General features: G+C 66.8%; 21 protein-coding genes. 9 read left to right on the top strand and 12 right to left on the bottom strand.

What is annotated here, in order from left to right; all coding sequences use genetic code 11:
- The first annotated feature begins 114 nt into the window (after positions 1–114).
- The 4 genes from prpD to QQS52_RS02015 all read left to right on the top strand — a co-directional run bounded on the left by prpD (position 115) and on the right by QQS52_RS02015 (position 7,437).
- A complete protein-coding gene (prpD, locus tag QQS52_RS02030; RefSeq protein WP_472772359.1) occupies positions 115–1,626 on the top strand; it encodes a 2-methylcitrate dehydratase PrpD in 1,512 nt (503 codons plus the stop codon).
- Positions 1,626–2,552 carry a methylisocitrate lyase gene (prpB, locus tag QQS52_RS02025; protein WP_472772358.1) on the top strand — a complete coding sequence of 309 codons (927 nt, stop codon included), beginning with the start codon at positions 1,626–1,628 and terminating at the stop codon, positions 2,550–2,552. Before prpD ends, prpB begins: the two co-directional genes overlap by 1 nt.
- A 50-nt stretch (positions 2,553–2,602) precedes the next feature.
- Positions 2,603–3,775, top strand: coding sequence for a bifunctional 2-methylcitrate synthase/citrate synthase (locus QQS52_RS02020; RefSeq protein WP_472772357.1), 1,173 nt, complete (start codon positions 2,603–2,605; stop codon positions 3,773–3,775).
- Between the two features lie 221 nt (positions 3,776–3,996).
- A complete protein-coding gene (locus QQS52_RS02015) occupies positions 3,997–7,437 on the top strand; it encodes a pyruvate carboxylase (RefSeq protein ID WP_472772356.1) in 3,441 nt (1,146 codons plus the stop codon).
- 10 nt (positions 7,438–7,447) lie between these two features.
- On the opposite strand, the gene QQS52_RS02010 is transcribed toward QQS52_RS02015, so the two are convergent.
- The 3 genes from QQS52_RS02010 to QQS52_RS02000 form a co-directional block, all read right to left on the bottom strand.
- Positions 7,448–8,050, bottom strand: a complete 603-nt coding sequence (locus QQS52_RS02010; protein WP_472772355.1) for a GNAT family N-acetyltransferase — start codon at positions 8,048–8,050, stop codon at positions 7,448–7,450.
- A gap of 14 nt (positions 8,051–8,064) precedes the next feature.
- Positions 8,065–9,846, bottom strand: coding sequence for an acetyl/propionyl/methylcrotonyl-CoA carboxylase subunit alpha (locus QQS52_RS02005; RefSeq protein WP_472772354.1), 1,782 nt, complete (start codon positions 9,844–9,846; stop codon positions 8,065–8,067).
- A 169-nt stretch (positions 9,847–10,015) separates the two neighbouring features.
- The gene (locus QQS52_RS02000; RefSeq protein ID WP_472772353.1) at positions 10,016–10,879 is read right to left on the bottom strand and encodes a sulfurtransferase; all 864 of its coding nucleotides are present in this window, start codon (positions 10,877–10,879) and stop codon (positions 10,016–10,018) included.
- A gap of 478 nt (positions 10,880–11,357) precedes the next feature.
- Here QQS52_RS02000 and QQS52_RS01995 point away from each other — a divergent pair, with 478 nt between their 5' ends.
- On the top strand, positions 11,358–12,422 hold the full coding sequence (locus QQS52_RS01995; RefSeq protein WP_472772352.1) for a Cj0069 family protein: 1,065 nt from the start codon (positions 11,358–11,360) through the stop codon (positions 12,420–12,422).
- 104 nt (positions 12,423–12,526) lie between these two features.
- Here QQS52_RS01995 and QQS52_RS01990 read toward each other — a convergent pair whose 3' ends face one another.
- Genes QQS52_RS01990 through QQS52_RS01975 form a run of 4 tightly spaced genes read right to left on the bottom strand, consistent with a single transcriptional unit; the run spans position 12,527 to position 15,508 of the window.
- Positions 12,527–12,949, bottom strand: coding sequence for a DUF3151 domain-containing protein (locus QQS52_RS01990; RefSeq protein ID WP_472772351.1), 423 nt, complete (start codon positions 12,947–12,949; stop codon positions 12,527–12,529).
- 59 nt (positions 12,950–13,008) lie between these two features.
- Positions 13,009–13,677 carry a nucleoside triphosphate pyrophosphatase gene (locus QQS52_RS01985; RefSeq protein ID WP_472772350.1) on the bottom strand — a complete coding sequence of 223 codons (669 nt, stop codon included), beginning with the start codon at positions 13,675–13,677 and terminating at the stop codon, positions 13,009–13,011.
- Between the two features lie 2 nt (positions 13,678–13,679).
- Entirely contained in the window at positions 13,680–13,922 is a 243-nt protein-coding gene (locus QQS52_RS01980) for an acyl-CoA carboxylase subunit epsilon (protein ID WP_472772349.1), read from the bottom strand.
- Between the two features lie 50 nt (positions 13,923–13,972).
- Entirely contained in the window at positions 13,973–15,508 is a 1,536-nt protein-coding gene (locus tag QQS52_RS01975) for an acyl-CoA carboxylase subunit beta (RefSeq protein WP_472772348.1), read from the bottom strand.
- A gap of 349 nt (positions 15,509–15,857) precedes the next feature.
- On the opposite strand from QQS52_RS01975, the gene QQS52_RS01970 reads away from it, so the two are divergent.
- Positions 15,858–16,568, top strand: coding sequence for an LppP/LprE family lipoprotein (locus QQS52_RS01970; RefSeq protein ID WP_472772347.1), 711 nt, complete (start codon positions 15,858–15,860; stop codon positions 16,566–16,568).
- Positions 16,569–16,643: 75 nt separating this feature from the next.
- Here QQS52_RS01970 and QQS52_RS01965 read toward each other — a convergent pair whose 3' ends face one another.
- Complete coding sequence (locus QQS52_RS01965) at positions 16,644–18,260, bottom strand: acyl-CoA carboxylase subunit beta (RefSeq protein ID WP_472772346.1); 1,617 nt, start codon at positions 18,258–18,260, stop codon at positions 16,644–16,646.
- Positions 18,261–18,723: 463 nt separating this feature from the next.
- On the opposite strand from QQS52_RS01965, the gene QQS52_RS01960 reads away from it, so the two are divergent.
- From QQS52_RS01960 to QQS52_RS01950, 3 genes are all read left to right on the top strand, one after another.
- Positions 18,724–19,908 carry a hypothetical protein gene (locus QQS52_RS01960; protein ID WP_472772542.1) on the top strand — a complete coding sequence of 395 codons (1,185 nt, stop codon included), beginning with the start codon at positions 18,724–18,726 and terminating at the stop codon, positions 19,906–19,908.
- Positions 19,909–19,969: 61 nt separating this feature from the next.
- Complete coding sequence (locus tag QQS52_RS01955; protein WP_070769253.1) at positions 19,970–20,572, top strand: hypothetical protein; 603 nt, start codon at positions 19,970–19,972, stop codon at positions 20,570–20,572.
- A 2-nt stretch (positions 20,573–20,574) separates the two neighbouring features.
- The gene (locus QQS52_RS01950; RefSeq protein ID WP_472772345.1) at positions 20,575–21,168 is read left to right on the top strand and encodes a hypothetical protein; all 594 of its coding nucleotides are present in this window, start codon (positions 20,575–20,577) and stop codon (positions 21,166–21,168) included.
- Positions 21,169–21,170: 2 nt separating this feature from the next.
- Here the strand turns inward: QQS52_RS01950 and treS are convergent, their stop codons facing one another.
- The 4 genes from treS to QQS52_RS01930 are packed head-to-tail and all read right to left on the bottom strand — an operon-like array spanning position 21,171 to position 24,928.
- Positions 21,171–22,673: a maltose alpha-D-glucosyltransferase gene (gene treS / locus QQS52_RS01945; protein WP_472772344.1), complete on the bottom strand. Its 1,503-nt coding sequence runs from the start codon at positions 22,671–22,673 to the stop codon at positions 21,171–21,173.
- The gene (locus tag QQS52_RS01940) at positions 22,670–22,954 is read right to left on the bottom strand and encodes a hypothetical protein (RefSeq protein WP_472772343.1); all 285 of its coding nucleotides are present in this window, start codon (positions 22,952–22,954) and stop codon (positions 22,670–22,672) included. The genes treS and QQS52_RS01940 overlap by 4 nt, the downstream gene beginning before the upstream one ends.
- A gap of 7 nt (positions 22,955–22,961) precedes the next feature.
- Complete coding sequence (locus QQS52_RS01935; RefSeq protein WP_472772342.1) at positions 22,962–23,801, bottom strand: carbohydrate ABC transporter permease; 840 nt, start codon at positions 23,799–23,801, stop codon at positions 22,962–22,964.
- Complete coding sequence (locus QQS52_RS01930; protein WP_472772341.1) at positions 23,801–24,928, bottom strand: carbohydrate ABC transporter permease; 1,128 nt, start codon at positions 24,926–24,928, stop codon at positions 23,801–23,803. The genes QQS52_RS01935 and QQS52_RS01930 overlap by 1 nt, the downstream gene beginning before the upstream one ends.
- Positions 24,929–25,068: the final 140 nt, after the last annotated feature.

Here is a 25,068-nt window from a genome sequence, read left to right as displayed (position 1 = left end):
TTCCGCAAACTTTACTTGTGGTCTAGGACCGCGGCAACCGCCTAGTGTGATGTGAAACGCAAACAAGTGTTACGGTCCTCACAACGGGGCCTAGAAAGGCAGGCACGGCAGACCATGATCGAGCACCAAGTACGCACCCACAAGTCCGCGGAGGACTTCCCGCTGGAAGAGCACCTGGCCTACAAGGTGGCGCAGGTCGCCGCGGACCCCGTGGCCGTCGATGACGAGGTCGCGGACATGATCATCAACCGCATCATCGATAACGCGGCCGTGGCGGTTGCCTCCGTCACCCGCCGCCCGGTCACCTCCGCGCGCACCATGGCCGAAGGTCACCCGGTCACCGAAGGCGGCGCCAGCGTCTTCGGCATCGACGGCACCTACTCCGCCGAGTGGGCCGCCCTGGCCAACGGCACCGCCGTGCGCGAGCTGGACTTCCACGACACCTTCCTGGCCGCCGAATACTCCCACCCCGGCGACAATATCCCGCCGCTGCTGGCCGTCGCCCAGCACAAAGGCCTGGGCGGCAAGGAGCTCATCCGCGCGGTGGCTAGCGGCTACGAGATCCAGGTCAACCTGGTCAAGGGCATCTGCCTCCACGAGCACAAGATCGATCACGTCGCCCACCTCGGCCCGTCCGTGGCCGCCGGGCTGGGCACCCTGCTCGAGCTGGACACCGAGACCATCTACCAGGCCGTGGGCCAGGCGCTGCACACGACCACCGCCACCCGCCAGTCCCGCAAGGGCCTGATTTCCTCCTGGAAGGCCTACGCCCCGGCCTTCGCCGGCAAGATGGCCATCGAGGCCGTCGACCGCACCATGCGCGGCGAAGGCGCGCCGGCGCCCATCTGGGAGGGCGAGGACGGCTTCATCGCCTGGATGCTGCACTCCCCGGAGCGCACCTACACCGTGCCGCTGCCGGCCCCCGGCGAGGCCAAACGCGCCATCCTGGACACCTACACCAAGGAGCACTCCGCGGAATACCAGTCCCAGGCGCCCATCGACCTGGCCATCCGCATGAAGCAGACCCTGGCGGGCAAGGGCCTGGACACCGCGGACATCGAGTCCATCGTCCTGCACACCTCCCACCACACCCACTACGTCATCGGCACCGGTGCGAACGACCCGCAGAAGATGGACCCGCAGGCCTCCCGCGAGACCCTGGATCACTCCATCATGTACATCTTCGCCGTGGCCCTGCAGGACGGCGGCTGGCACCACGTGCACTCCTACCTCCCGGAGCGCGCCGCCCGCCCGGACACCGTGGAGCTGTGGCACAAGATCTCCACCGTGGAAGACCCCGAGTGGACCCGCCGCTACCACTCCCACGACCCGAATGAGAAGGCCTTCGGCGCCAAGGCGGTCATCACTTTTAACGACGGCACCGTAGTCGAGGACGAGATGGCCGTGGCTAATGCCCACCCGCTGGGCGCGCGCCCGTTCGAGCGCGACAACTACATCGCCAAGTTCCGCACCCTCGCCGAGGGCCAGGTCGACCCGGCCGAGCAGGACCGCTTCCTGGCTGCCGCCCAGAACCTGCGCGAACTCACCGATTTGAGTGAGCTCAACGTCCGGCTTAACGATGCCGCCCTCGCCCAAGCCCCCAATACCCCGGAAGGACTCTTCTAATGGCTGGTCTGTTTGGATCCACCGTTACTGACACTGAGAAGCGCCAGGCGCTGCGCCAGGCCCTGGCGGACGAGAACATCACCACGCTGCCCGGCGCGTTCAACCCGCTGACCGCGCGGCTCATCCAGGACATCGGCGGCTTTGGCGGCGTCTATATCTCCGGCGCCGTGCTGGCCAACGACTTAGGCCTACCGGATATCGGCCTGACCACCCTGACCGAGGTGGCCCAGCGCGCCGGGCAGATAGCCCGCGTGACCGACCTGCCCGTGCTGGTCGATGCCGACACTGGCTTCGGCGAGCCTATGTCCGCCGCCCGCACCATCGCCGCGCTGGAGGACGCCGGCCTGGCCGGCTGCCACTTGGAGGACCAGGTCAACCCGAAGCGCTGCGGCCACCTGGACGGCAAGGAGGTCGTGGAGACCGACGTGATGGTGCGCCGGATTACCTCCGCCGTCAACGAGCGCCGCGACGAGCACTTCGTCATCTGTGCGCGCACGGACGCTGCCGGCATCCACGGCATCGACGAGGCCATCGAGCGCGCCAAGGCCTACGCCGACGCCGGCGCCGACCTGATCTTCACCGAGGCCCTCTACAGCCCCGCGGACTTCGAGAAATTCCGCGCCGCGGTGGACATCCCGCTGCTGGCCAACATGACGGAGTTCGGCAAGACCGAGCTGCTCAGCGCCCAGCAACTGCAGGATCTGGGCTACAACGCCGTCATCTGGCCGGTCTCCACCTTCCGCGTGGCCATGGGCGCGACCGAGGATTTCCTCCGCGACATGGCGAATATCGGCCTGCAGGCCGAATGGCTCGAGCGCATGCAACACCGCTCCCGCCTCTACGAGTTGGTCCGCTACGACGAGTACAACGCCTTCGACAACTCGGTGTTCACCTACTCCAAGGACTCCTACCGTCCCACCTTCTAGCCCCCACCTTCCCACCTTCCCACCTTCGTTGAAAGAAAGAAGCATTCATCATGTCTGATACCGCAGCTGATACCAAGAACCAGGAACCGGAGATCCGCAAGGGCCTCTACGGCGTCGTCGTCGACGAGACCGCCATCTCCAAGGTCGTCCCGGAGACCAACTCCCTGACCTACCGCGGCTACCCGGTCCAGGAACTGGCCCGCTACTGCTGCTTCGAGGAGGTCGCCTACCTGCTGTGGAACGGCAAGCTGCCCGGCCAGGAATCCCTCATCCGCTTCTCTGCCCGCGAAAAGGCCCTGCGCCACCTGGACCGCCACCTCATCGACCTCATCAAGTCGATGCCGCTGTCCTGCCACCCGATGGACGTTTTGCGCACCGCCATCTCTTATATCGGCGCCCAGGACCCGGAGGCCTACACCCGCGACTCCGAGCACATCCGCCGCACCGCCTTAGAGCTGATGGCCAAGATCCCGACGATCATCGCCCTGGACATCCGCCGCCGCCGCGGCGAGGACTACATCCAGCCGTCCCGCAAGAAGGGCTTCGCCGAGAACTTCCTGTGGATGGTCTTCGGCGAAGAGGATGGATCCCCGGCCAACAACCGCGCTGATATCGAGGCCTTCGACAAGTCGCTCATCCTCTACGCGGAGCACTCCTTCAACGCCTCCACCTTTTCCGCCCGCGTGGTCACCTCCACAATGTCGGACACCTACTCCGCCATCGTGGCCGCCATCGGCGCGCTCAAGGGCCCGCTGCACGGCGGCGCCAACGAGGCCGTGATGAAGAACTTCCTGGAGGTTGCAGATCCGGCCAAGGCGGAGGAGTGGACCAAGAACAAGCTGGCCAACAAGGAGCTGGTCATGGGCTTTGGCCACCGAGTCTACAAGAACGGCGACTCCCGTGTTCCCACCATGGAGGCCGCCTTCAAGGAGCTGGCCAAGGAACACGGCCAGGAGCAGTGGGTCGAGATGTACGACACCATGGCTAAGACCATGTACGAAAACACCTCCATTAAGATCCGCCCGAACCTGGACTTTCCGGCCGGCCCTGCCTACCACATCCTGGGCTTTGACATTGAGTTCTTCACGCCCATCTTCGTGATGTCCCGCATCACCGGCTGGACCGCCCACATCGTGGAGCAAAACGAGAACAACTCGCTCATCCGCCCGCTGTCCGCCTACGTCGGCGAGGAGCAGCGCTCGGTCCCGCCGAAGTCCTACTAAGCCCCACCCCCGGCCGGGGTCCGGTCGCCAAAATTCTCCCAGCACACTCATCCGTTCCTGCTCCTGCTCAAGGGTGCGTGTGCTGGGGTTTTTCCGATTTACAGCCTTAACAAAGAGGCCATTGCAACTGTGTGAATCTTTGCACTGGAAATTGTCCCTAAAACGGTTGGGGACGAACTAAGATGTAAGGTGCATCACTCACTGAACTGAAAGGAAAACTCGTGGTTCAGACTGCTCCCGCCTCGTTCTCGAAGGTGCTCGTCGCTAACCGCGGCGAGATTGCCGTGCGTGCTTTCCGCGCGGCCTTCGAGACTGGGGCCACCACCGTTGCTGTCTACCCCCGGGAGGACCGAAACTCCTTCCACCGGGCTTTCGCGGACGAGGCCGTGCGAATCGGCACCGAAGGCCAGCCGGTGAAGGCCTACCTGGATATCGAGGAAATCATCCGGGCGGCGAAGAAGTCCGGCGCGGACGCCGTCTACCCGGGCTACGGCTTCCTGTCCGAGCGCGCGGATCTCGCGCGGGCGTGCCAGGACGCCGGCATCAAATTCATCGGCCCGACCCCGGAGACGCTGGATCTGACCGGCGACAAGGCGGCCGCCGTGCACGCGGCCGAGGAGGCCGGGCTGCCGACCTTGAAGGACTCCGCGCCGTCCACTGACGTCGACCAGCTGGTTTCTTACGCCGAGGACTTCCAGTTCCCGGTCTTCGTCAAGGCCGTGGCCGGCGGCGGCGGGCGCGGCATGCGCTTCGTCGAGACGCCGGGGGAGCTTAAGGAAAAGGCGGCGGAGGCCTCCCGCGAGGCGGAGGCGGCCTTTGGCGACGGCAGCGTCTACCTGGAGACCGCCGTGATTAACCCGCAGCACATCGAGGTCCAGATCCTGGCGGATTCCCAGGGCAACGTCATCCACCTCTTCGAGCGGGACTGCTCCGTGCAGCGCCGCCACCAAAAGGTCGTGGAGATCGCCCCGGCGCCGTTCCTGCACGCCGAACTGCGCGACCGCATCTGCCAGGACGCGGTGAAGTTCTGCCGCCACATCAACTACGAGGGCGCCGGCACAGTCGAGTTCCTCGTCGACGAGCGCGGCAACCACGTCTTCATCGAGATGAACCCGCGCGTGCAGGTCGAGCACACCGTGACCGAGGAGGTCACCGGCGTGGACATTGTGAAGTCCCAGATGCAGATCGCCGCCGGCGCCAGCCTGGAGGACCTGGGTCTTAACCAGGAGGCCATCCACCTGACCGGCTCGGCGCTGCAGTGCCGTATCACCACCGAGGACCCGAACAACGGTTTTCGCCCGGACACGGGCACGCTGACGGCGTACCGCTCGCCGGGCGGCGCCGGCGTGCGCCTGGACGGCGCGACCGCGGTCGGCGCGGAGATCTCCCCGAACTTCGACTCCCTGCTGGTGAAGATGACCTGCCGCGGCAAGGACTTCCAGCAGGCGGTGGCCCGCGCCATCCGCGCGCTCAACGAGTTCACGGTCTCCGGCGTCTCCACCAACATCGGCTTCCTGCGAGCCCTGCTGCGGGAGCCGGACTTCACCACGCACCGTATTGACACCGGCTTCATTGCCAACCACCCGGACCTGCTCAAGGCACCGCCGGCCAGCGACGAGCCGGGCCGCATCCTGGACTACCTGGCCGAGACCACCGTCAACCGCCCCAACGGCGAGCGCCCGACGCCGCTCCGCCCGTTCGACAAGCTGCCGGAGCACTCCCACCGCGACTCCGACCTGCCGCGCGGCTCCCGCGACGAACTGCGCGAGCTGGGCCCAAAGGGCTTCGCCGAGAAGCTGCGCGCCCAGGACGCCCTGGCCGTTACGGACACCACTTTCCGCGACGCGCACCAGTCGCTGCTGGCCACCCGCGTGCGCGGCACCACCCTGGTGTCTGCCGCCGAGCACGTCGCGCGCCTGACCCCGAACCTGTACTCCGTGGAGGCCTGGGGCGGGGCCACCTTCGACGTGGCCATGCGCTTCCTCCACGAGGACCCCTGGGTCCGCTTGGACATGCTGCGCGAGGCCATGCCGAACGTCAACATCCAGATGCTGCTTCGCGGCCGCAACACCGTCGGCTACACCCCGTACCCGGACAAGGTCTGCCACTCCTTCGTGGAGGAAGCCGCCCGCTCCGGCGTGGACGTCTTCCGCATCTTCGACGCCCTGAACGACGTCAGCCAGATGCGCCCGGCTATCGATGCCGTCCTTGAGACCGGCACCACCGTCGCCGAGGTCGCCATGGCCTACTCCGGGGACATGACCTCGCCGAAGGAAGACATCTACACGCTGGACTACTACCTGCGCCTGGCCGAGCAGATTGTCGAATCCGGCGCCCACGTGCTGGCCATCAAGGACATGGCCGGCCTGCTGCGCCCGGACGCGGCCAGCAAGCTGGTCATGGCCCTGCGCAAGAACTTCGACCTGCCGGTGCACGTGCACACCCACGACACCGCGGGTGGCCAGCTGGCCACCTACTACGCGGCGGCTCTGTCCGGCGCCGACGCCGTCGATGGCGCTTCGGCCCCGTTGGCGGGCACCACCTCGCAGCCGTCCCTGTCGGCCATCGTCGCGGCCCTGGCGAGCACCAGCCGGGACACGGGCATCGACCTGCAGGCCGTCTCCGACCTGGAGCCCTACTGGGAGGCCGTGCGCCAGGTCTACGCCCCGTTCGAGAACGGCATCCCGGGCCCGACGGGCCGGGTCTACAAGCACGAGATCCCGGGCGGCCAGCTGTCCAACCTGCGCGCCCAGGCCTCCGCGCTGGGCCTGGCCGACCGCTTCGAGGTCATCGAGGACACCTACGCCGCCGTCAATGAGATGCTGGGTCGGCCGACCAAGGTCACCCCCTCCTCGAAGGTCGTCGGCGACCTGGCGCTGCACCTGGTGGGCGCCGGCGTCGACCCGGCGGACTTTGCCAAGGAGCCGACCAAGTACGACATCCCGGACTCCGTTATCGCCTTCCTGCGCGGCGAGCTGGGCACCCCGTCCAGCGGCTGGCCGCCGCTGCGCGACAAGATTCTGTCCGGCCGCGCGGGCGAGAAGGAGGGGCCGCAGATTTCTGAGGTCCCGGCCGACCAGGCTCGCCACCTGGACTCGGAGGATTCCACCGAGCGCCGCGAGGCGCTCAACCACCTGCTCTTCCCGAAGCAGTTTGAGGAGTTCAAGGAGTTCCGCCGCCAGTACGGCAACACCGAGGCGCTCAACGATGCCGAGTTCTTCTATGGCCTGACCGAGGGCGAGGAGAAGATCGTCCACTTCTTCCCGGAAAACAGCACGGAGCGCGAGTCGCTCAACGCCATGGTCGTGCGGCTGGACGCGGTCGGCGAGCCGGATGAGAAGGGCATGCGCTCAGTCATCCTCAACGTCAACGGCCAGATACGCCCGATGAAGGTGCGCGACCACTCCGCCGAGTCCACCGTCGCGACGGTGGAGAAGGCCGACCCGGCCAACCCGGGCCACGTGGCCGCCCCGTTCGCGGGCGTGGTCAACCCGACCGTCAAGGTCGGCGACGAGGTCGAAGAGGGCGATCAGGTCGCCGTCATCGAGGCCATGAAGATGGAGGCGTCCATCTCCGCCACCCAGTCCGGCACGGTGGAGCGCCTGGCCATCGGTCAGGCCACCAAGGTCGAAGGCGGCGACCTCATCGTGGTGGTCAGCTAGCTTACAAAGGCTAGAAGTAGTAAATCATGGTCCCCGGTTCGCCGCCGGGGACCTCCAGCGGGGTAAAACCGGCGGCATCGTAGAGCCGGCGGGCCCGCTCGTTGCGGGGATCGACCCACAGGGAGACCGCCGGTGCGGTCTGCTCCCGGGCGAGATCGCAGACGTTGCGCAGCAGGCGCTTACCCAGGCCTAGGCCGGCGTAGCGCCGCTCGACGGCGATGCACAGCTCGGGGATTTCTTCCGGGTCGAATTCCGTGGCCCACTGGCTGTCATCGTGCGGATCGGCGTCCGGGCGGCCGGTGTAGGCCACGCCCTTGTGCTCGCCGGTGAAATAGCGCAGCCAGGCCCCGCCGGCTGGGACCTCGTACTCGGAGATGGCGATGACCCCGCCGTCCACGCGCGGGGACCATTCGCCCACGTAAGCGCCGATGTCGCGCAGGTGCTCCTCGCCCAGCGCGGCCGTCTCATCGCCTAAGACGTCGGTCAGGTAGAACAGGCGCGACAAGTAGGTGCGGTCATCATCCTGAGCCAGCCGCAGCCTGATCCCCGTGTCGTTGACGTCGGGGTGCAAGGGGGTGCGGCGCTCAGCGGGGGAGTGGGCATTATCAGTCATGCCCACCAGCCTAGCTACTTGATCTCCAGCATGGGGTTGCCCTTGTTGATCTGGGCGCCGGGCTCCACAACCAGGCCTGTTACCACGCCGGCCTTGTGGGCCTTGACCGGGTTTTCCATCTTCATGGCCTCGAGGACGATCAGCACGTCGCCCTCGGCGACCTCTTGGCCCTCCTCGACGGCGACCTTGATGACGGTGCCCTGCATGGGCGCGACCACCGCGTCGCCGGACACGGCCGCCTTGGATCCGCCGCCGCGGCGCTTCTTGGATTTCTTCTTCGGCGCCCCCGCGCCGGCGCCCAGGACCAAGTCGCCCGGCAGGGCCACCTCGACGCGGCGGCCGTTGACCTCCACGACGTACTTCTGAGCCGGCAGGGCCTCGGCATCCTCGGCCTCGGCGGCCTCCGGGTCCTGGTAGGCCGGCAGGTCGCCGGACCACTCTTCCTCGATCCACTTGGTGTAGACGTCGAAGGACTCGCCGTCGCCGCGGAAGGCGGGGTCGGCCACGATGGCCTGGTGGAAGGGGATGACCGTCGGCAGGCCGGTGACGGTGAATTCTCCCAGTGCGCGGGCGGAGCGCTGCAGGGCGGTCTCGCGGTCCGGGCCCCAGACGATGAGCTTGCCCAGCATGGAGTCGAACTGGCCGCCGATGACGCTGCCGGCGCGCACGCCGGAGTCGACGCGCACGCCCGGGCCGGTCGGCTCGCGGTAGTCCACCACGGTGCCTGGGGCCGGCATGAAGCCAGCGGCGGCGTCCTCGCCGTTGATGCGGAACTCGAAGGCGTGGCCGCGCGGGGTCGGGTCCTCGCTAAAGGGCAGCTTCTCGCCCTGGGCGATACGGAACTGCTCGCGCACCAGGTCCAGGCCGGTGGTCTCCTCGGAGACCGGGTGCTCGACCTGCAGGCGGGTGTTGACCTCGAGGAAGGAGATGAGCCCGTCGGAACCGACCAGGTATTCCACGGTGCCGGCGCCGTAGTAGCCGGCCTCGCGGCAGATGCGCTTGGCCGAGTCGTGGATGGTGGCGCGCTGCTCGTCGGTCAGGAAGGGGGCCGGCGCCTCCTCGACCAGCTTCTGGAAGCGGCGCTGCAGGGAGCAGTCGCGGGTGCCGACCACCACGACGTTGCCGTGCATGTCGGCCAGGACCTGGGCCTCGACGTGGCGGGCCTTGTCCAGGTAGCGCTCCACAAAGCACTCGCCGCGGCCGAAGGCGGTCACGGCCTCGCGGGTGGCGGATTCGAAGAGCTCCGGGATCTCCTCGTGCGTGTAGGCGACCTTCATGCCGCGGCCGCCGCCGCCGAAGGCCGCCTTGATGGCCACCGGCAGGCCGTTTTCCTGCGCGAAGGCCTCGATTTCGGAGGATTCCGCCACCGGGTCCTTGGTGCCCGGGGCCATGGGGGCGTCGGCGCGCTCCGCGATGCGCCGGGCGGTGACCTTGTCGCCCAGGGCCGCGATGGCCTCCGGGGAGGGGCCGATCCAGATGAGGCCGGCGTCGAGGACGCCCTGGGCGAAGTCGGCGTTCTCGGACAGGAAGCCGTAGCCGGGGTGGATGGCGTCGGCGCCGGACTTGGCGGCGGCGTCGAGGATCTTGTCGAAGACCAAATAGGACTCGGCAGAGGTGGTCCCGCCCAGTGCGAAGGCCTCGTCGGCAAGCTCGACGAAGGGGGCGGTGGCATCGGGCTCGGCGTAGACCGCTACGGAGCTGATGCCGGCATCGCGCGCAGCGCGGATGACGCGAACTGCGATCTCACCACGGTTGGCGATGAGCACCTTGGTGATCTTCTTTTGTTCAACTGCCACAGCAGGAATCCTCCTGAAAAACTAGTATTGGATCGCTTACTATTCTTGCACATCAAAACATGAGAAAACCGTCAGGTTCTAAAAATCATGCAAAAAATAATCCCGTACCAGGTTAGATACGGGAATTTCTCCGGCGTGTTACACCCAGCTCGGCTTAGACACTAGGATTCTAGCGCTCGATGGGCATTCGAACCATATTTCCCCACTCGGCCCAGGAGCCGTCGTAGGTGCGGACGTTCTCGACTCCCAGCAGGAATTTGAGGACGAACCAGGTGTGCGCGGCCTGCGCGCCGACGTGCGAATAGAGGATGGTGGGATCCCCGGCGTTCAGGTTGCCGTAGTTGACCCGCAGCTCCTCCAGGGAGCGGAAGGTGCCGTTCGGGTACATCGCGCGATCCCACTCCAGGTTGGTCGCGCCCGGGATGTGGCCGTGGCGGATGGTGGTGCCGTAGGCGGAGTTGCCCTGCGGGGAGGCGCTGGTCGGCTGGCCGGCGAATTCCTCGGGGCTGCGGGTGTCCACGATGACGGCGTCCGTGGTGCGCAGCTCGTCGACGAAGGCGCGGTGCGGGGCGTCGTCGCGTTCGACGGCCGGGTAATCGGAGGCCGGAAATTCCGGCACGGCGAAGGAGGTGTCGCGCTCCTCGGCCATCCAGGCGTCGCGCCCGCCGTCGAGCAGCCGCGTGTCCGGGTGCCCGTAGAGCTCGAAGACCCACAGGGCGTAGGCGGCCCACCAGTTGGACTTGTCGCCGTAGAAGACTACGGTGTCCTCGCGGTTAATGCCCTTGTCCTGCATGAGCTGCTGGAAAGCCGCGCCGTCGATGATGTCGCGGGTGGTCGGATCCAGTAGTTCCTTCGGGAAGTTGATGCGGCTGGCGGTGGGGATGTGCCCGATGTCGTAGAGCAGGGAGTCCTCGTCGACCTCGATGACTCGTAGACCTTTCACCCCGAGCCGTGCGGACAGCCACGGCGCGGAGACCAAGCGGCCGGGCTGGGCGAAGTCCTGGAAGGGCGGGTGCGGGTCGAATTCGGTCATGCTCTTTGAAACCTTTCGTCGGGATGCGGTGCGCGCCGTACTTCAAGGCGGGTAGGGTTTGTGCGGCGCGGTCTGAAAGCGTTGACCCAGCCGCCGGGGTCGGGGCCGGCGCGGCTGAATCACGGTTGAGTCTTCGTATAGCTTTTACTGCCCCATACTCTACCGCGCGGAAAGCGATTGGTCACTTCCCCGCGACGGGTGTGGTGTTCAATACATTCCAAGGCCCGGCGATGCCCCCTCTCTTGGGCCCGTGCCGCCCCGCCCGGGCGCTGGTTATAACAAGTATGCTGGTAGGGTGGCCGCGAGCTTTACGCTGGGCCGAATAAACCCCCAAAAACCCCGATTAAAGGTGGGATAGAAGGGGTAATTCCCGGCGCGCGCGGCGGCGGGAAGTCCGATAAATTATAGGGTGTGGGAGCCGCTAGAAATCCGGTGCCCCAGACGAGACCGATGCCCCCTTTCCCGAAAGGTTTCACCCATGCACAAAGCCATCGTTGTCTTCGAGGTTGAAGGCGGATCCGACAAGCAGTTCAACGGCCACCGCAAGGACACCATGCCCATCGTCGAGTCTCTGCAGGAGGCCGGCTGGCACTCCGAGGTCGTCTACTTCCGCCCGGAGTGGTCCGAGGATCTCTTCGACTACGTCTCCAACAACTTCGACGCCTACATCTCCCGCGTTAACCCGGGCAACATCCCGGGTGGGGAGAAGGGCTACTTCGACCTTCTGACCAAGCTGTCCGAGGCCGGCCTGGTGGGCATGTCCACCCCGGAGGAGATGATGGCCTACGGCGCCAAGGACGCCCTGGTTAAGCTGAACCAGACCGACCTGGTCCCGGAGGACACCCAGGCCTACTACGACGTCGAGAGCTTCCACGAGACCTTCCCACAGACCCTGTCCTACGGCGAGCGCGTCCTCAAGCAGAACCGCGGGTCCACGGGCTCCGGCATCTGGCGCGTGCAGCTCAAGGACAAGGAGCTGGCCGCCAGCGTCGAGCCGGGCACCATGCTGCCGCTGGATACAGAGCTTAAGTGCACCGAGGCCGTGGACAACCACACCGAGGAGCGCCAGCTGGGCGAATACATGGACTTCTGCGACCAGTACATTGAGGGCGACAACGGCATGCTGGTGGACATGCGCTTCATGCCGCGCATCGTCGAGGGCGAAATCCGCATCCTCCTGGTCGGCGCGGATCCGGTCTTCGTGGTCCACAAGAAGCCGGCCGAGGGCGGCGACAACTTCTCCGCCACACTGTTTTCCGGCGCGAAGTACACCTACGACTCCCCGGAATCCTGGCAGGATCTGGTCGACATGTTCGCCGAGGTCCGCCCGGTCATCGCGGAGAAGCTCGGCGGCGACAACATCCCGCTGATCTGGACCGCCGACTTCATGCTCGCCGACGGCGAGAACGGCGAGGACACCTACGTCCTGGGCGAAATCAACTGCTCCTGCGTGGGCTTCACCTCCCAGCTGGACATGGGCATCCAGCAGAGGGTGGCCGCTGAGGCTATCTCCCGGGTCGAGGCCAAGCACAGCGCCGCCTAAGACCGAAACGCAAAACCGGCAGAGAAAAACCGCCCCGGGACTGAACAAGAGTCTCGAGGCGGTTGTGGTCTATCCGCCAGCCTTAGCCAGCCCAGCCAGCCCAACTAGTCCAGCAGGGCAGCGACCGACTCCGGGTCGGCGTCGCTGAGCATCTGGCGCAGGCGGTCGTACTCGTCCTGCTCGCCGATGGCCTGGGCTGCGTGCGCCAGGGCCGCGATGGCGCGCAGCACGCCCTGGTTCGGCTCGTGGGAATAGGGGACCGGGCCCCAGCCCTTCCAGCCGTTGCCGCGCAGGCGGTCCAGGCTGCGGTGGTAGCCGGTGCGCGCGTAGGCGTAGGCGGTGATGTACGCGGTCGGCGGGGCCTCGTCGGCGCGCAGCCGGGCCAGCTCTTGCTCGGCCAGGGTGGCCCACAGCAGCGGCGAGTCGGGGTGCTCGACGATGCCGGCGGGCAGGTCCTGCGTGGACTCCGCACCGGGATCTGCCGGCAGTTTAATCGGGTTAGGGGCAAGCATGTCTTTCATCTCCATGGCATGCCAGTATAGTCGCGCCCACCCGGTCCTGTCTGCGGCGTTTGGGGTCCTTAAGGCTAGTCCCAGAAATCCGCCACCCGTAGCCCGAAGGAGTACAGCGCCCGGCGCACCACCGGCAGGGACAGTCCGATAACAGAGGAGGGATCGCCCTCGATGCCGTCGATGAACCAGCCGCCCAGGGCCTCCAGGGTGAACGCGCCGGCGCACTCGAGCGGCTCGCCGGTTGCGGCGTAGGCCTCAATGTCGGCCTCCTCGGCCGCGGCGAAGTGGACCGTCGTGCTGGCGGTCTCCACGAATTCTTCCCCTCCGAAAATCACGCAGTGTCCGGTCAATAGGTGTGCGGTGCGCCCGGCCTGGGCGCGCCAGCGCTCCACGGTGGCCTCGTGGGTGTGTGGCTTGCCCTGCAGCTGCCCGTCCAGCAGGAGCATGCTGTCGCCGCCGATGACGACGTTGCCGGCGTAGTCTGCGGTGTGCTGCCCGGCCACGGCCTGGGCCTTGGCGCGCGCCAGGGCGGCGACGACCTCGGCGGGGGAGGCGTCCGGCAGGCTAGCCCGGATGGCCTCCTCGTCCACCCCGGCGGGCGCGAGGAAAGGGTCGATCCCGCCCGAGCGCAGGATCCCAGCCCGCGACGGTGACTGGGAGGCCAGGACGATGCGCGGCCGGCGCCCCGCCGCAGAGTTCTTCGCGGCGGTGTTCTTCGCCGCCGCGTTGTTAGCAGTGGGCATCGTTAGTAATAACGCACGTTGCGGAAGGCGTTCGGGTTGTATTCCACCCGGCCCGGCAGGCCGCGCCGGCCGTAGCCGGGCGCGCCCCACAGGTTGCGCTCACCCGTGCCGGCGCCGGCGGCGGCCGCGCGGGCCTGGGCGGCGAGCTGGGTGAACACGGCGGTCAGGGCCGCGATCTCGGTGTCGTTGGGCTGGCCCTTGACTACCTGGAACAGGGGCTTGGATTCGGACACGGTATCGGACACTGCGGGTGGCTCCTCACGGTGGGTGGTAACTGGCACGGGCGGGGCGGGCATTAGAGCGTTATATTACCGTGCTTTTTCATGGCGGGCTGGGAAATCTTGCGCTCCAGCAGCCGCAGCCCCTCAACCAGGTGGCCGCGGGTGGTGGCCGGCTCGATGACGGCGTCGACCAGCCCGCGCTCGGCTGCGGCGTAGGGGTGCAGGAACTGCTCGGCCAGCTCGGCCTCCTGCTCGGGCGTGGCCGCGTCGCCGTAGATGGCGCGGGCCGCCTGGGAGGCCTGGGTGACCGCGATCTGGGCGGTGGGCCAGGCATAAGCCAGGTCGGCGCCCAGGTCCTTGGAGCCCATGAACACGTAGGCCGGGCCGATGGCCTTGCGGGTGATAACGGTCAGCTTGCCGACGCTGGCCTCGGCAAACGCGAAGGCCAGCTTGTTGGCGCGGCGCAGCAGGCCGGCCTGCTCCTCGGTTGGCTGGGGCAGGAAGCCGGGCGAGTCGACGAACTCGACGATGGGGGTATTAAACGCGTCGCAGGTGCGGATGAACCGGGCCGCCTTGTCGCAGGCCGCCCCGTCCAGGGTGCCGGCCAGGGCGAGCGGCTGGTTGGCCACGAGCCCTACGGCGCGGCCCTCGATGCGCGCGAAGCCGGTCACGACGTTGCCGGCGAAGTCGGCCTGGATTTCGAAGAAGGAATCCGGGTCCACCACGGCCGCGATGACCTCGGTGATGTCGAAGGCGCCGGTCTCCTCGTCGGGCACGATGGAATCCAGGGCGCGGGCGGTCTCGTCGACGTTGTCCGCGATGGACCCGTGGGAGATCTCCGCGTCTGTGCGCGGGGCCTCGGCGCGGTTGTTGACCGGCAGGTAGGCCAGGGCGCTGCGCGCCAAGTCTAGGGCTTGGGCGTCGGTCTCCGCGATGAGGTGGGCGGTGCCGTTAGTGGCCAGAGCGTCCGCGCCGCCCAACTCCTCGGCGGTCATCTCGGCGCCGGCGACCTCCTGGACCACGGCCGGGGCCGCCTGGTGGAGCGCGCCGCCGCGGGCCACGATGACCAGATCGGCCAGGGCCGGGGCGAAGGCGGCCATGCCCTCGTTGTCGCCGACCACGACGGCCACCTGCGGGATGAGGCCGGAGGCGCGCGTGACGGCGGCCATGATGCGCGCGTGCATGCTCAGGCTGACGATACCCTCCTGCACGCGCGGGCCCGCCGACTCGTGGATGCCCACCATGGGCACGCCGGTCTTCAACGCCAAGTCGTAGAGCTTGCAGATCTTTTCCCCGGTGACCTCGCCCAGGGTGCCCTCGAAGACGGAGGCGTCCTGGCTGAAGACGCAGACGCGGCGGCCGTCGATGGTGCCGTAGCCGGTCACCACGCCGTCGGTGTAGGGGTGGTCGTGCTCGCGCCCGAAGGCGGTGGAGCGGTGGCGGGCCAAGGCGTCCGTCTCGACGAAAGATCCCTCGTCCAGCAGGTCGAGTACCCGTTGGCGGGCGTCGGTCGGGCCCTCAGCGCCGGTGGGCTGGCGGGACTCGTTCAGGCGGTTGTCCAGATCGGTGATCTTGCCGGCAGTCGTTTTCAGATCCGGTTTATCTGTCATAATCGCTTAGTCTACAACCTCTAAAAATAAAACAAACTCGCAGCCTGTGGTCTGCGGGCGGCGCCGCAGGCGCCCTCGGCCTGCCCGGCTGCCTGGGTACTCCCTTTTAGTCGGCGCCCGCCCCGTTTCTGTTAACACCTCGTAACGCACCGTGACGACTCGGCGACGCCCAAGCGGCACTGCGCCGGCCTCCAACTCGTACCGCGCAGGCACACCTAAAAGGCACCGTAGGGACAGTTTTCGGACAGCTTTTTGCCATGGCATTGAAACGGAAACGTTATCTGGAATTCTGGTGACCCATGTCATAATGGGGGCGTATCCAGGAGTCTAGACAAGTCTAGGAGTAGCAATGTCCACCATGCGCGGAATACTAGTCACCGGTATCGCCGGCGCCGTGTTTGCGCTGGCCGGATGCTCGGGCCTGAACGCAGACAACGCCGATAACGAGTCCGCCCCCGCCAGCGAGGCCTCCGTAGCCTCCATCGCGGAGACTGACGCGGCCAAGGCCAACGAACAGCAGGACAAGGGACAGCACGACAAGACAGAGCAAGACCAGGCACAGCAGGGTCAGGCCGCCGCGGGCGGCAAGAACGCGAACAACGCTGCGGGCGCCGACGGCGCCGCAGGGGAGGCGGGCGCGCCGGCGCCCGACCCGCAGGCCAGAGGCCAGTGCGGCGAGCCCGACGCCCACGCCGCGGTCGCGGCCAACGTGGGGCAGCTCGCACCCGATCTGGAGTGGAACCCGGACACCGCCATCGCGGATTACGATCCGTGCGCGGATCTGTCCTGGGCGGCCGTCACCGTCACCGGGGCGACGGCCTCGTCGCCGTACCATATCATGCTCTTTCACAAGGGCGAGTTTTTGGGCACCGCGACCGCGCAGCCCTACGGCTTCGCTCCGGAGATTAGCCGGGCCTCGGGCCGGCAGATGGATGTCATCTACCGCTGGCCGCAGGACGGCGATGCCAACGCCAACCCGACGGGCAGCTCGTTCGCGTCGTTCGCTTGGAACCCGGTAACGGAAGAAATTGAGATGGCCGGTAACGTGCCGCCGGCCTAGGCAAGAGTCCCGCCCCGCAAACCCCCGCAGTTCCCGCAACGGCCGCAGCCCTAGCCCTTCCCAGCGCGGGGCGGGCTAGAGCGGCATGTTGCCGTGCTTGCGGCTGGGCCGCGGTACGGATTTGTCCGCGTAGAGACGTAGGTTTTTAGCCACCATGGCGCGGGTTTCGGACGGCAGGATGACAGCATCGATAAGCCCGCGCTCGGCGGCCTTGTACGGGTTGAGCATGTGGTCTTCGTACTCGCGCTCGAAGGACTTGGCCAAGGCCTGCTCGTCGACGCCCTTCTCGCGGGCGGCCTTGAGCTCCTTGCGGTAGATGAAGCCCACGGCGCCGGCCGCGCCCATGACGGCGATTTGGGCCGTCGGCCAGGCGAGGTTGACGTCGGCGCCCAAACCCTTGGAGCCCATGACGCAGTAAGCACCGCCGTAGGCCTTGCGCATGGTCACCGTGATCTTCGGGACGGTGGCCTCGCCGTAGGCGTAGAGCAGCTTGGCGCCGTGGCGCAGGATGCCGTCGTGCTCCTGGGACGCTCCCGGCAGGAAGCCGGGGACGTCGACGAGCATGACGATCGGGATGTTATAGGCGTCGCAGGTGCGCACGAACCGGGCGGCCTTCTCAGAGGAGTCGATGTCCAAGCAGCCGGCGAAGACCTGCGGCTGGTTGGCTACGAACCCGACGGTCCGGCCCTCGATGCGCCCGAAGGCGATGACGACGTTCTCGGCGCGCTCGGCCTGGATCTCCAAGTACTCGGCGTCGTCGGTCAGGGCGGCGATGACGTCCTTGACGTCGTAGGGCTGGGTGGGTGAGTCCGGGATGATTTCGTCCAGGGCCAGGTCGTCGACGCTGGTCTCGGTGACCGGCTCGAAGGGTTCGACGGGGCTGCGCTGCTGGTTATTGGACGGCAGGTAGCCAAGCAGATCGTGGACCCAGTCGAGGGCCTCCTCTTCGGTGGCCGCGGTGTAGTGGGAGTTGCCCGCGGAGACCATGTGGACCCCGGCGCCGCCGAGCTCTTCCTGCGTGATTTCCTCGCCGGTGACGGTCTTGATGACGTCGGGGCCGGTGACGAACATCTTGGACTTCTTGTCCACCATGACCACGAAGTCGGTCAGGGCGGGGGAGTAGGCGTTGCCGCCGGCGCAGGCGCCCATGATGACGGAAATCTGAGGCACGACGCCGGAGGCCTTGACGTTTTGGTAAAAGGTCTGCGAGATCCAGTCGAGGGAGACTGCCCCGTCCTGGATGCGCGCGCCCGCGCCTTCGTAGAGGCCGATGAGCGGGCGCCCGGTGGTTACGGCTAGCTCCATGATCTTGACCATCTTCTCGCCGTAGACCTCGCCCAGGGCGCCGCCAAAGACGGTGCCGTCCTGGCTGAAGATGCACACCTCGCGTCCGTCGATGGTGCCCCAGCCGGTAACGATGCCGTCTGTGGTCGGCCGCTTGGCGTCCATTCCGAAGTCAGTGGTGCGGTGTTTGGCCAGCATGTCGGTCTCGACGAAGGACCCCTCGTCCAGCAGGTAGTCCAGGCGCTCGCGGGCGGTCAGGCGCTGCTGGGAGTGGACCTTCTCGAAGGCCTTCTGGCCCAGGGGAGCCTCGGCCTCGGCGCGGCGGCGTTTGAGCTCGGCGATCTTGCCGGCGGTGGTGTTGGCGTCGTTCAAGCTGTCTAGTTCCGTCAAATGTGAGGAAATGGTCATGTTTAGGGATGGTAGTGCGCAAAGTCCCCTCCATTCTAGACCCAAGGGCCGATAATTTTGCATGAGAAACGAAATTCGCAGCTCGCGCGTTAAAGATGAGATTTTCCTCACGTTTACCTAGGGTGGCCGGGCTGCCCCCATTAGGGGGGCGTGCCGCCGCTGCCGATGCCGCCCCGCCGCTTTCCTGGCCCGCTGCCCGCTGCCTGCCGCCGGATCGCTCCGTTTCAGCACGTGGTTTCCGCCTGGCCTTGCGCAGGAGCTTCCTGGAAGCTTAAAATCTCCGTATAGTTCAGTGAAGGGGTCTTGGGCCGCACTCTCAAGACAAGGAACCCTTAAAGTGCACGCACCCAAGGCGCTAACCGTAGGGAAGAAGGGCTGGGCACGAGCAGCCGTCGCCATCGTCGCGGCGGCACTGGTCCCGCTGGTGGCCAGCCCCGCAGTTCCGGCACGGGCTGTTCCGCCCATGCCGCAGGGCTACCCTATTGCCAACCTCTACAAGTCCTGCGATGCCGCCGGCAAGAACACCCCGGAGCCCGAGTGGCGCTTCGGCGAGACCGGGCGTCGCTACTTAAGCGACGGCACGCTGCAATTCACCAACACCACCGATCAGGAGGTTCCCTACACCGCCGAGGTGGAGACGGGCACCAACCACGAGATCGATGCCAACTCCAAGGCCAAGCTGCCCAACGGCTGGGACACGACCGCCAAGTCCGACATCGGCCTGAAGATGACCAACGGCTGGCGCGACACCGAGACCTTCGGCCCGGTCAAGCTGGCCCCGGGTGAATCCTTCCGCGTCGAATACGGCGTCATCGAGAAAGACTTCATCTCCATGTTCGTCAGCTGCAACGACGGTCGCCTGGAAAACACCCCGGGCGCCAACGTCGTGCGCGGCACCGGCCCGGCCGAGCGTTACGCGTTCGCCTACATCATCCGGGCGGACGGCACGGTCTCCGATCTGGCCATGGAGATCCCCTCGCGTTCCCCGGGCGCGAACAGCAAGCCCATCGACGGCACCTACACCTCCGTGTCCGGTCCCAGCCTGGAAAAAATCGCCGATCCGGGCCGCGACGAGGTCGTCGAACCGACCACCGAGCCGCAGCGCGAGGCCGACTGGCCCAACGTGGGAGATACCTGCCAGGCCGGCACCCGCACCTGGTACCCGCTGGATATAACCGCCGTCCAGCCGACCTACCGCAAGCCGGGCTATTCCACCGACTTTCTCAACTGGTCGAAGAAAGATTACGAGTACGCCCCGGTCACCGACTTTGTGGTCGGCGCCGAGCACCACCCGTACACCAACTGGCAGGGCAACCGCGGCGACATCCCGCGCGGCTGGCTCGAGTCCGTCGGCGCCGTCAAGCGCGCCTATATGTCGGTCGGCACGGAGCTGGGCCACGTGGATCTGGCCGCTGGAGAGCGCGTGCGCGTCGAGTACGGCACGACAATGACCCGCATCAATTACCGCGAAATCACCTGTGGCAAGGACGGCAAGTACAGCCTGACCTCGAACTACAAGCAGACCTCGGCGCCCAGCGGTTTCTGGGCCGAGGCCACCATCACCAGCCCGGGCGGGGCCAAGCGCACCGTCGACGTCACCCCGGAGGAGTACCGGTCGCTGCCGGTGCCCACCCAGTCCACCTACTAGCACCCAGGCCGCCTGCTAACGCCCAGGCTGCCCCCAACCACATACTTCAAGGAGTTCCCTCATGCACGCATTGAACGCAATCTCTTCCCGCGCCCTCGCCGGCCTGACCGGCCTGGCCCTGGCCGGCGGCATCGTCGCCGCCGCGTCTGCCACCCCGGCCGCCCAGGCCCTGCCGGCCCGCGACCTGGGCCCGGCCAACCCGACCGTCATCGGCCAGCAGTGCGCCAACCCGGGCGATACCGGCCAGACCGTCGACATCAAGCGCACCTACTTCGACGGCTCCGCCGGCACCTGGACCGTGTCCAACTATAACGACGAGCCGCTGCCGGTGACCCGCTCCATCAAGGAGACCAAGACCAAGACCTGGAACGTCTCGGCCGGCATCGACTTCAAGCTGCTGGATCTCATCAACATCAGCTTCTCCTCCAGCTACACCGACAGCCAGTCTTACGAGGTCGGCGAGCAGGTCGGCCCGTACAACATCGCCCCGGGCAAGACCGCGGTGCTCAAGGCCGGCTGGGTCGTCTCCGACTTCGAGGGCCAGAAGACCGTCTGCGGTTCCGACCACACCTGGCAGGCCAATGGCGGCAAGTTCACCGCCACCCTGCCGAAGGAGCGCCACGTCCAGGTCTCCACCCGCGACAACACTGATTGGGGCGAGTAAGCATGGCGGGAAAGCGGCGCGCCGGACTCGCGGCGCTGTGCCTGCCGGTGGTGGTGGCGCTGGGCTACCCGGCATCTGCAAGCGCGCTCTCCCCGGCGGCGGATTTCGAGCTGCCGCAGCGCTGGAACGATGACTACGCCCCGGGGTCGCACTGCGCGACGCCCGGCTTCACGGGCACCTACGTCACGGCGCAGCGGCGCTGGTTCAAGCAGACCGATGCCACCAGCGTGGCCAACAACACCGATGGCCCCGTGCCGGTCAGCCACACTGTGACCCAGGCGCGTACCCAGACCATCGAGGTCAGCGCCGGGGTTACCGGCGAGGGCGAGCTGGCCAAGGTGCTGACCCAGACCTACGGCTTCAACTACGTCTCTGAGCAGCACTGGAAGCTGAAGCAGAAGGTCGGCCCGTACACCCTGCCGCCGCAGTCGCAGGGCCAGCTGGTCTGGGGCTTTACGATGCTCGACGTCGACGCCCAAGACGTGCGCTGCAGCGCCGACCAGGTCTGGGAGCCGACCGGCAAGCCCTACCAGGCCAGCGCCCCGGAGGCGAAGTACTCCGAGCTGCGGCTAGGCGATGCCCCGGACTGGGGCTAGCGCTAGCTCAAGTCTTCGACCGGCAGCCAGCTGTAGCCGTAGGGGCCCAGATCGACCGGTCCCAGATCCACCGGATCGGCGGAGAAGTTGTGCAGGCACAGCAGCCCGCCGCGCTGGAAGCCCAGGACCGCCTCGTGGCCGGTCTCGACTGCTTCGAACTCAGCCGTGCCCAGCTCGGGGTGGGCGTGCCGGGCGGCGATCATGCGGCGCACCGTGTGCAGCAGCGAGTCCTCGTTGTTGGCCTGCGCGGCCACGGAGGCCCCGCCGACTACGGCCCAGCGCTGCGGGGCGCGGGTGCTGAAGCCGGCGTGCTCGGTCTCGTCCCACTGCATCGGGGTGCGCACGGCGTGGCGGTCGGGCAGGGCCGGGTTGTCCAGCATCCCGATCTCGTCGCCGTAGTAGATAAATGGGGCGCCGGGCAGGGTGAACAGGAGCGAAAACATCAGCTCCACCTTGCGGCGGTCGCCGCCCATCAGCGGCATCAGCCGGCGGGCGATGCCCAGGTGGGCCCGCATGGCATCGTCCGGCAGGTAGGCCGCGTACATCTGTTCGCGCACGGACTCGTCGACCATCTCCAGGGTCAGCTCGTCGTGGTTGCGCAGGAAAGTGCCCCACTGGCAGCTGGCAGGCAGGGAACCGAGCTCGTCCATGATCTCGTAGACCGGGGTGGCCGAGTTCAACGCCAGCGCCTGGTAGAGGTGCGGCATGACGGGGAAGTTGAAGACCATGTGGAAGCGGTTGCCGGCGCCGAAGAACTCGCGCGTTTCGGCCGGCGGCTGGTTGGCCTCGGCGATCATGACGGCGCCGGGGAACTCGGCATCGATAAGCGCGCGGATCTCCTCGATGAAGGCGATGGTCTCCGGCAGGGACTCGCCGCCCAGCCCGTCGCGCTCGTAAAGGTAGGGGATGGCGTCCAGACGGAAGCCGTCGATGCCCTTGCCCAGCCAGAAGCGGATGACGTTTTTGACCTCCTCGCGCACCGCCGGGTTGTCGTAGTTGAGATCCGGCTGGTGGGAGTAGAAGCGGTGGAAGTAGTACTGTTCGCGCACCGGATCCCACGCCCAGTTGGACTCCTCGACGTCGGTGAAGATGACGCGGATTTCCGGGTAGCGGTTCGGGTCGTTGCCCCAGACGTAGTAGTCGCCGTAGGGCCCGTCTGCGTCCTGCCGGGAGGCCTGGAACCAGCGGTGATCGGAGGAGGTGTGGTTCAGCGCCAAGTCGGTGATGATACGCATGCCGCGGGCGTGGATGGCGGCGATGAGCTCCTCGACGTCGACCATGCTGCCGTAGACCGGGTTGACCTCGTAGTAGTCGGCGATGTCGTAGCCGTCGTCGCGCAGCGGGGAGGCGTAGAAGGGTGGCAGCCACAAGCAATCGATGCCCAGCCACTGCAGGTAGTCCAGCTTTTCCGTCACGCCACTCAGCGTGCCGATGCCATCTCCCTTGCCGTCTTTAAAGGCGTGCACCAGGGCTTGATAGAAAACGGCGTTGTGGTACCAGCTCATGCTCGGTCTTTCTTTTGGGGAAGGGTGTTACGGGGCGCGGCGTTTTGGGGCGCCGTGTTGTGGGCAGGGGTGCGCGGCTGCCCGCTCGGTCCGATCCGGGCCAGGTGCGCGCGCTTGGCACGGTAGATCCCGTACAGCGCCAGGCACAACACCCCGGCCAGAAGGCCGGGCCAGAGGACCGGTTCGGGGCGGAAGAGGTTGACCACGGCCTGGATGAGAGCCAGGGCGGCGAAGAAGCCGCAAAACCCTAGGGCCGTGTCCCAGAGGAGGGCGTAGCGCATGCGGCGTCTAGCCTTTGACTCCGCCGGCGGTCAGGCCGGCGACGATCCGGTGCTGGAAGATTAGGACCATGATGATGAGCGGGATGGTCACCAGGGCGCCGGCGGCCATGGTGGCCGCGTACGGGTACTCGAAGGCCGAGGGCCCGGAGAAGCGTGCGATGGCCACGGTGACCGGTTCGGTGTCGGTGGAGGAGAGCTGGCGGGCCAGCATGAACTCGTTCCAGGTGGTGATGAACGCGATGATGGCCGTGGTGAACAGGGCCGGGGCGGCCAGGGGCAGCAGGATCTTGCGGAAGGCCTGCGCCTTGGTGGCGCCGTCGACGCGGGCGGCCTCCTCCAGCTCCCAGGGCAGCTGCCTAAAAAAGCTGAGCAGGGTGTAGATGGTCAGCGGGAGGGCGAAGGAGATGTTCGGGATGATCATGGCCCGGTAGGTACCGATCCAGTCCAGGTCCCCGAAGAGCTGGAAGAGCGGGGTGACCAGCGCGATGGCCGGGAACATGGAGGCCGCCAGGATGACGCCGGTGACGATCCCCTTGCCCGGGAACTCGTAGCGCGCCAGGGCGTAGGCGGTGAACACGCCCACCAGCACGGCCAGGGCGGTGGTGACCAGGGAAATGACCAGCGAGTTGGTCAGGGCGCCGAGGAAGTCGTTGCCCTTATCGGTGGCCAGGGCGTCCCGGAAGTTGTCCAGGGTCAGGTGGGTCGGCCACGGGGTCGTGTCAAAGGTGTGGTCCTTATGCCTCAGGGCGGTCACGACCATCCAGTAGAAGGGGGCCAGCCCCCAGAAGGTGATGAAGAGGATGCCGGCGAAGTGGCCCACGGCTCCCCAGGAGATGCGCGATTTCATTACTTGGCCTCCTTCGTGGACTTGGCAGAGGCAGGCACAGCAGAGGCGGGTAAAGCAGAAGCAGGCACTGCTGATGCCCCGGCTTCCTCGCCCGCGGACTCACTCGGGCCTTTCTCGCCCCGAGACAGCCCGCGCCGTGCCCGACGTTTGCGGGGCTCCCGGGCGGTGCCGGCGATGTTGGCGCCCAGGAAGCGGATGAGGATGAAGGCGACGAAGAAGATGAGCAGGAAGATCAGGGTCGACAGCGCGGAGGCGGAGTTGAAATTGCCCTGGCGCATGTCCTCGACGACCAGCTGGGAGATGGTGGCGGTAGGCGAGTTCGAGGAGCTGGAAATCATGATGACTGGCAGGTCGTACATGCGCAGCGCGTCGAGGGTGCGGAAGAGGATGGCCACCATCAGGGCCGGCCGGACCAGCGGCAGGGTGATCCGGGTAAAAATCTGGAGGCGGCTGGCGCCGTCCATGCGGGCGGCCTCGTAGACGTCCTTCGGGATCATCTGCAGGCCGGCGAGGATGAGCAGGGCCATGAACGGGGAGGTCTTCCACACATCGGCGATGATGACGGCCAGGCGGGCGTAGAAGGGGTCGGTAGTCCAGGCGATGTCGGTGCCGAGCAGCGAGTTGACCACGCCCTGCGGGGCGAACATGAACTGCCACAGCTTGGCGGTCACGGCGGTGGGGATGGCCCAGGGGATGAGGACGGCGGCGCGCACGAAGCCGCGGCCGCGGTAGTTGCCGTTCATGATAAGTGCCATGGCCATGCCCAGGATGGTCTCCAAGGTCACGGTCACGACGGTGAAAAACAGCGTGATCTGCACGGCCGGCCAGAAGTCGGTCGCGATAACCCCGGGCGGGCAGGTGGCAGCCACGCCGGACGGTGACATGCACTGGTTGGTGATCCAGTACAGGTAGTTGTCCAGCCCGGCGAACTGGCCCTCGACGAAGAGTCCGGTGGTCGGGTCGAGCTGCCGGTTACCCTTGAACGACAGGATGATGGCCCGGATGACCGGGTAGCCGATCACGATCGCCAGCACGATGATCGCGGGCGCGATGAGCCCGGCGGGCACCCAGGCCCGAGACTTGGGCGCGGGGTGGCGCCAGTGGGCGGTTTTCTCGGTCACGCGCATGGCCTTTCTGATGCTTGCTGTGGTGTTATGTGCTTACCGCTGCTGTGCGGCGTGCGATGGTTTGCACCGAGGATGGCACTGATCATAACGCACGGCCCCGATGCAGCCTCGAAACTCACCGTGTTCATACAAAAGCGAAC

The sequence above is a fragment of the Corynebacterium sp. 1103A genome, from assembly GCF_055700955.1.
Note: the sequence above shows the minus strand (reverse complement) of the source record. Positions and strands in the feature narration are given on the sequence as shown.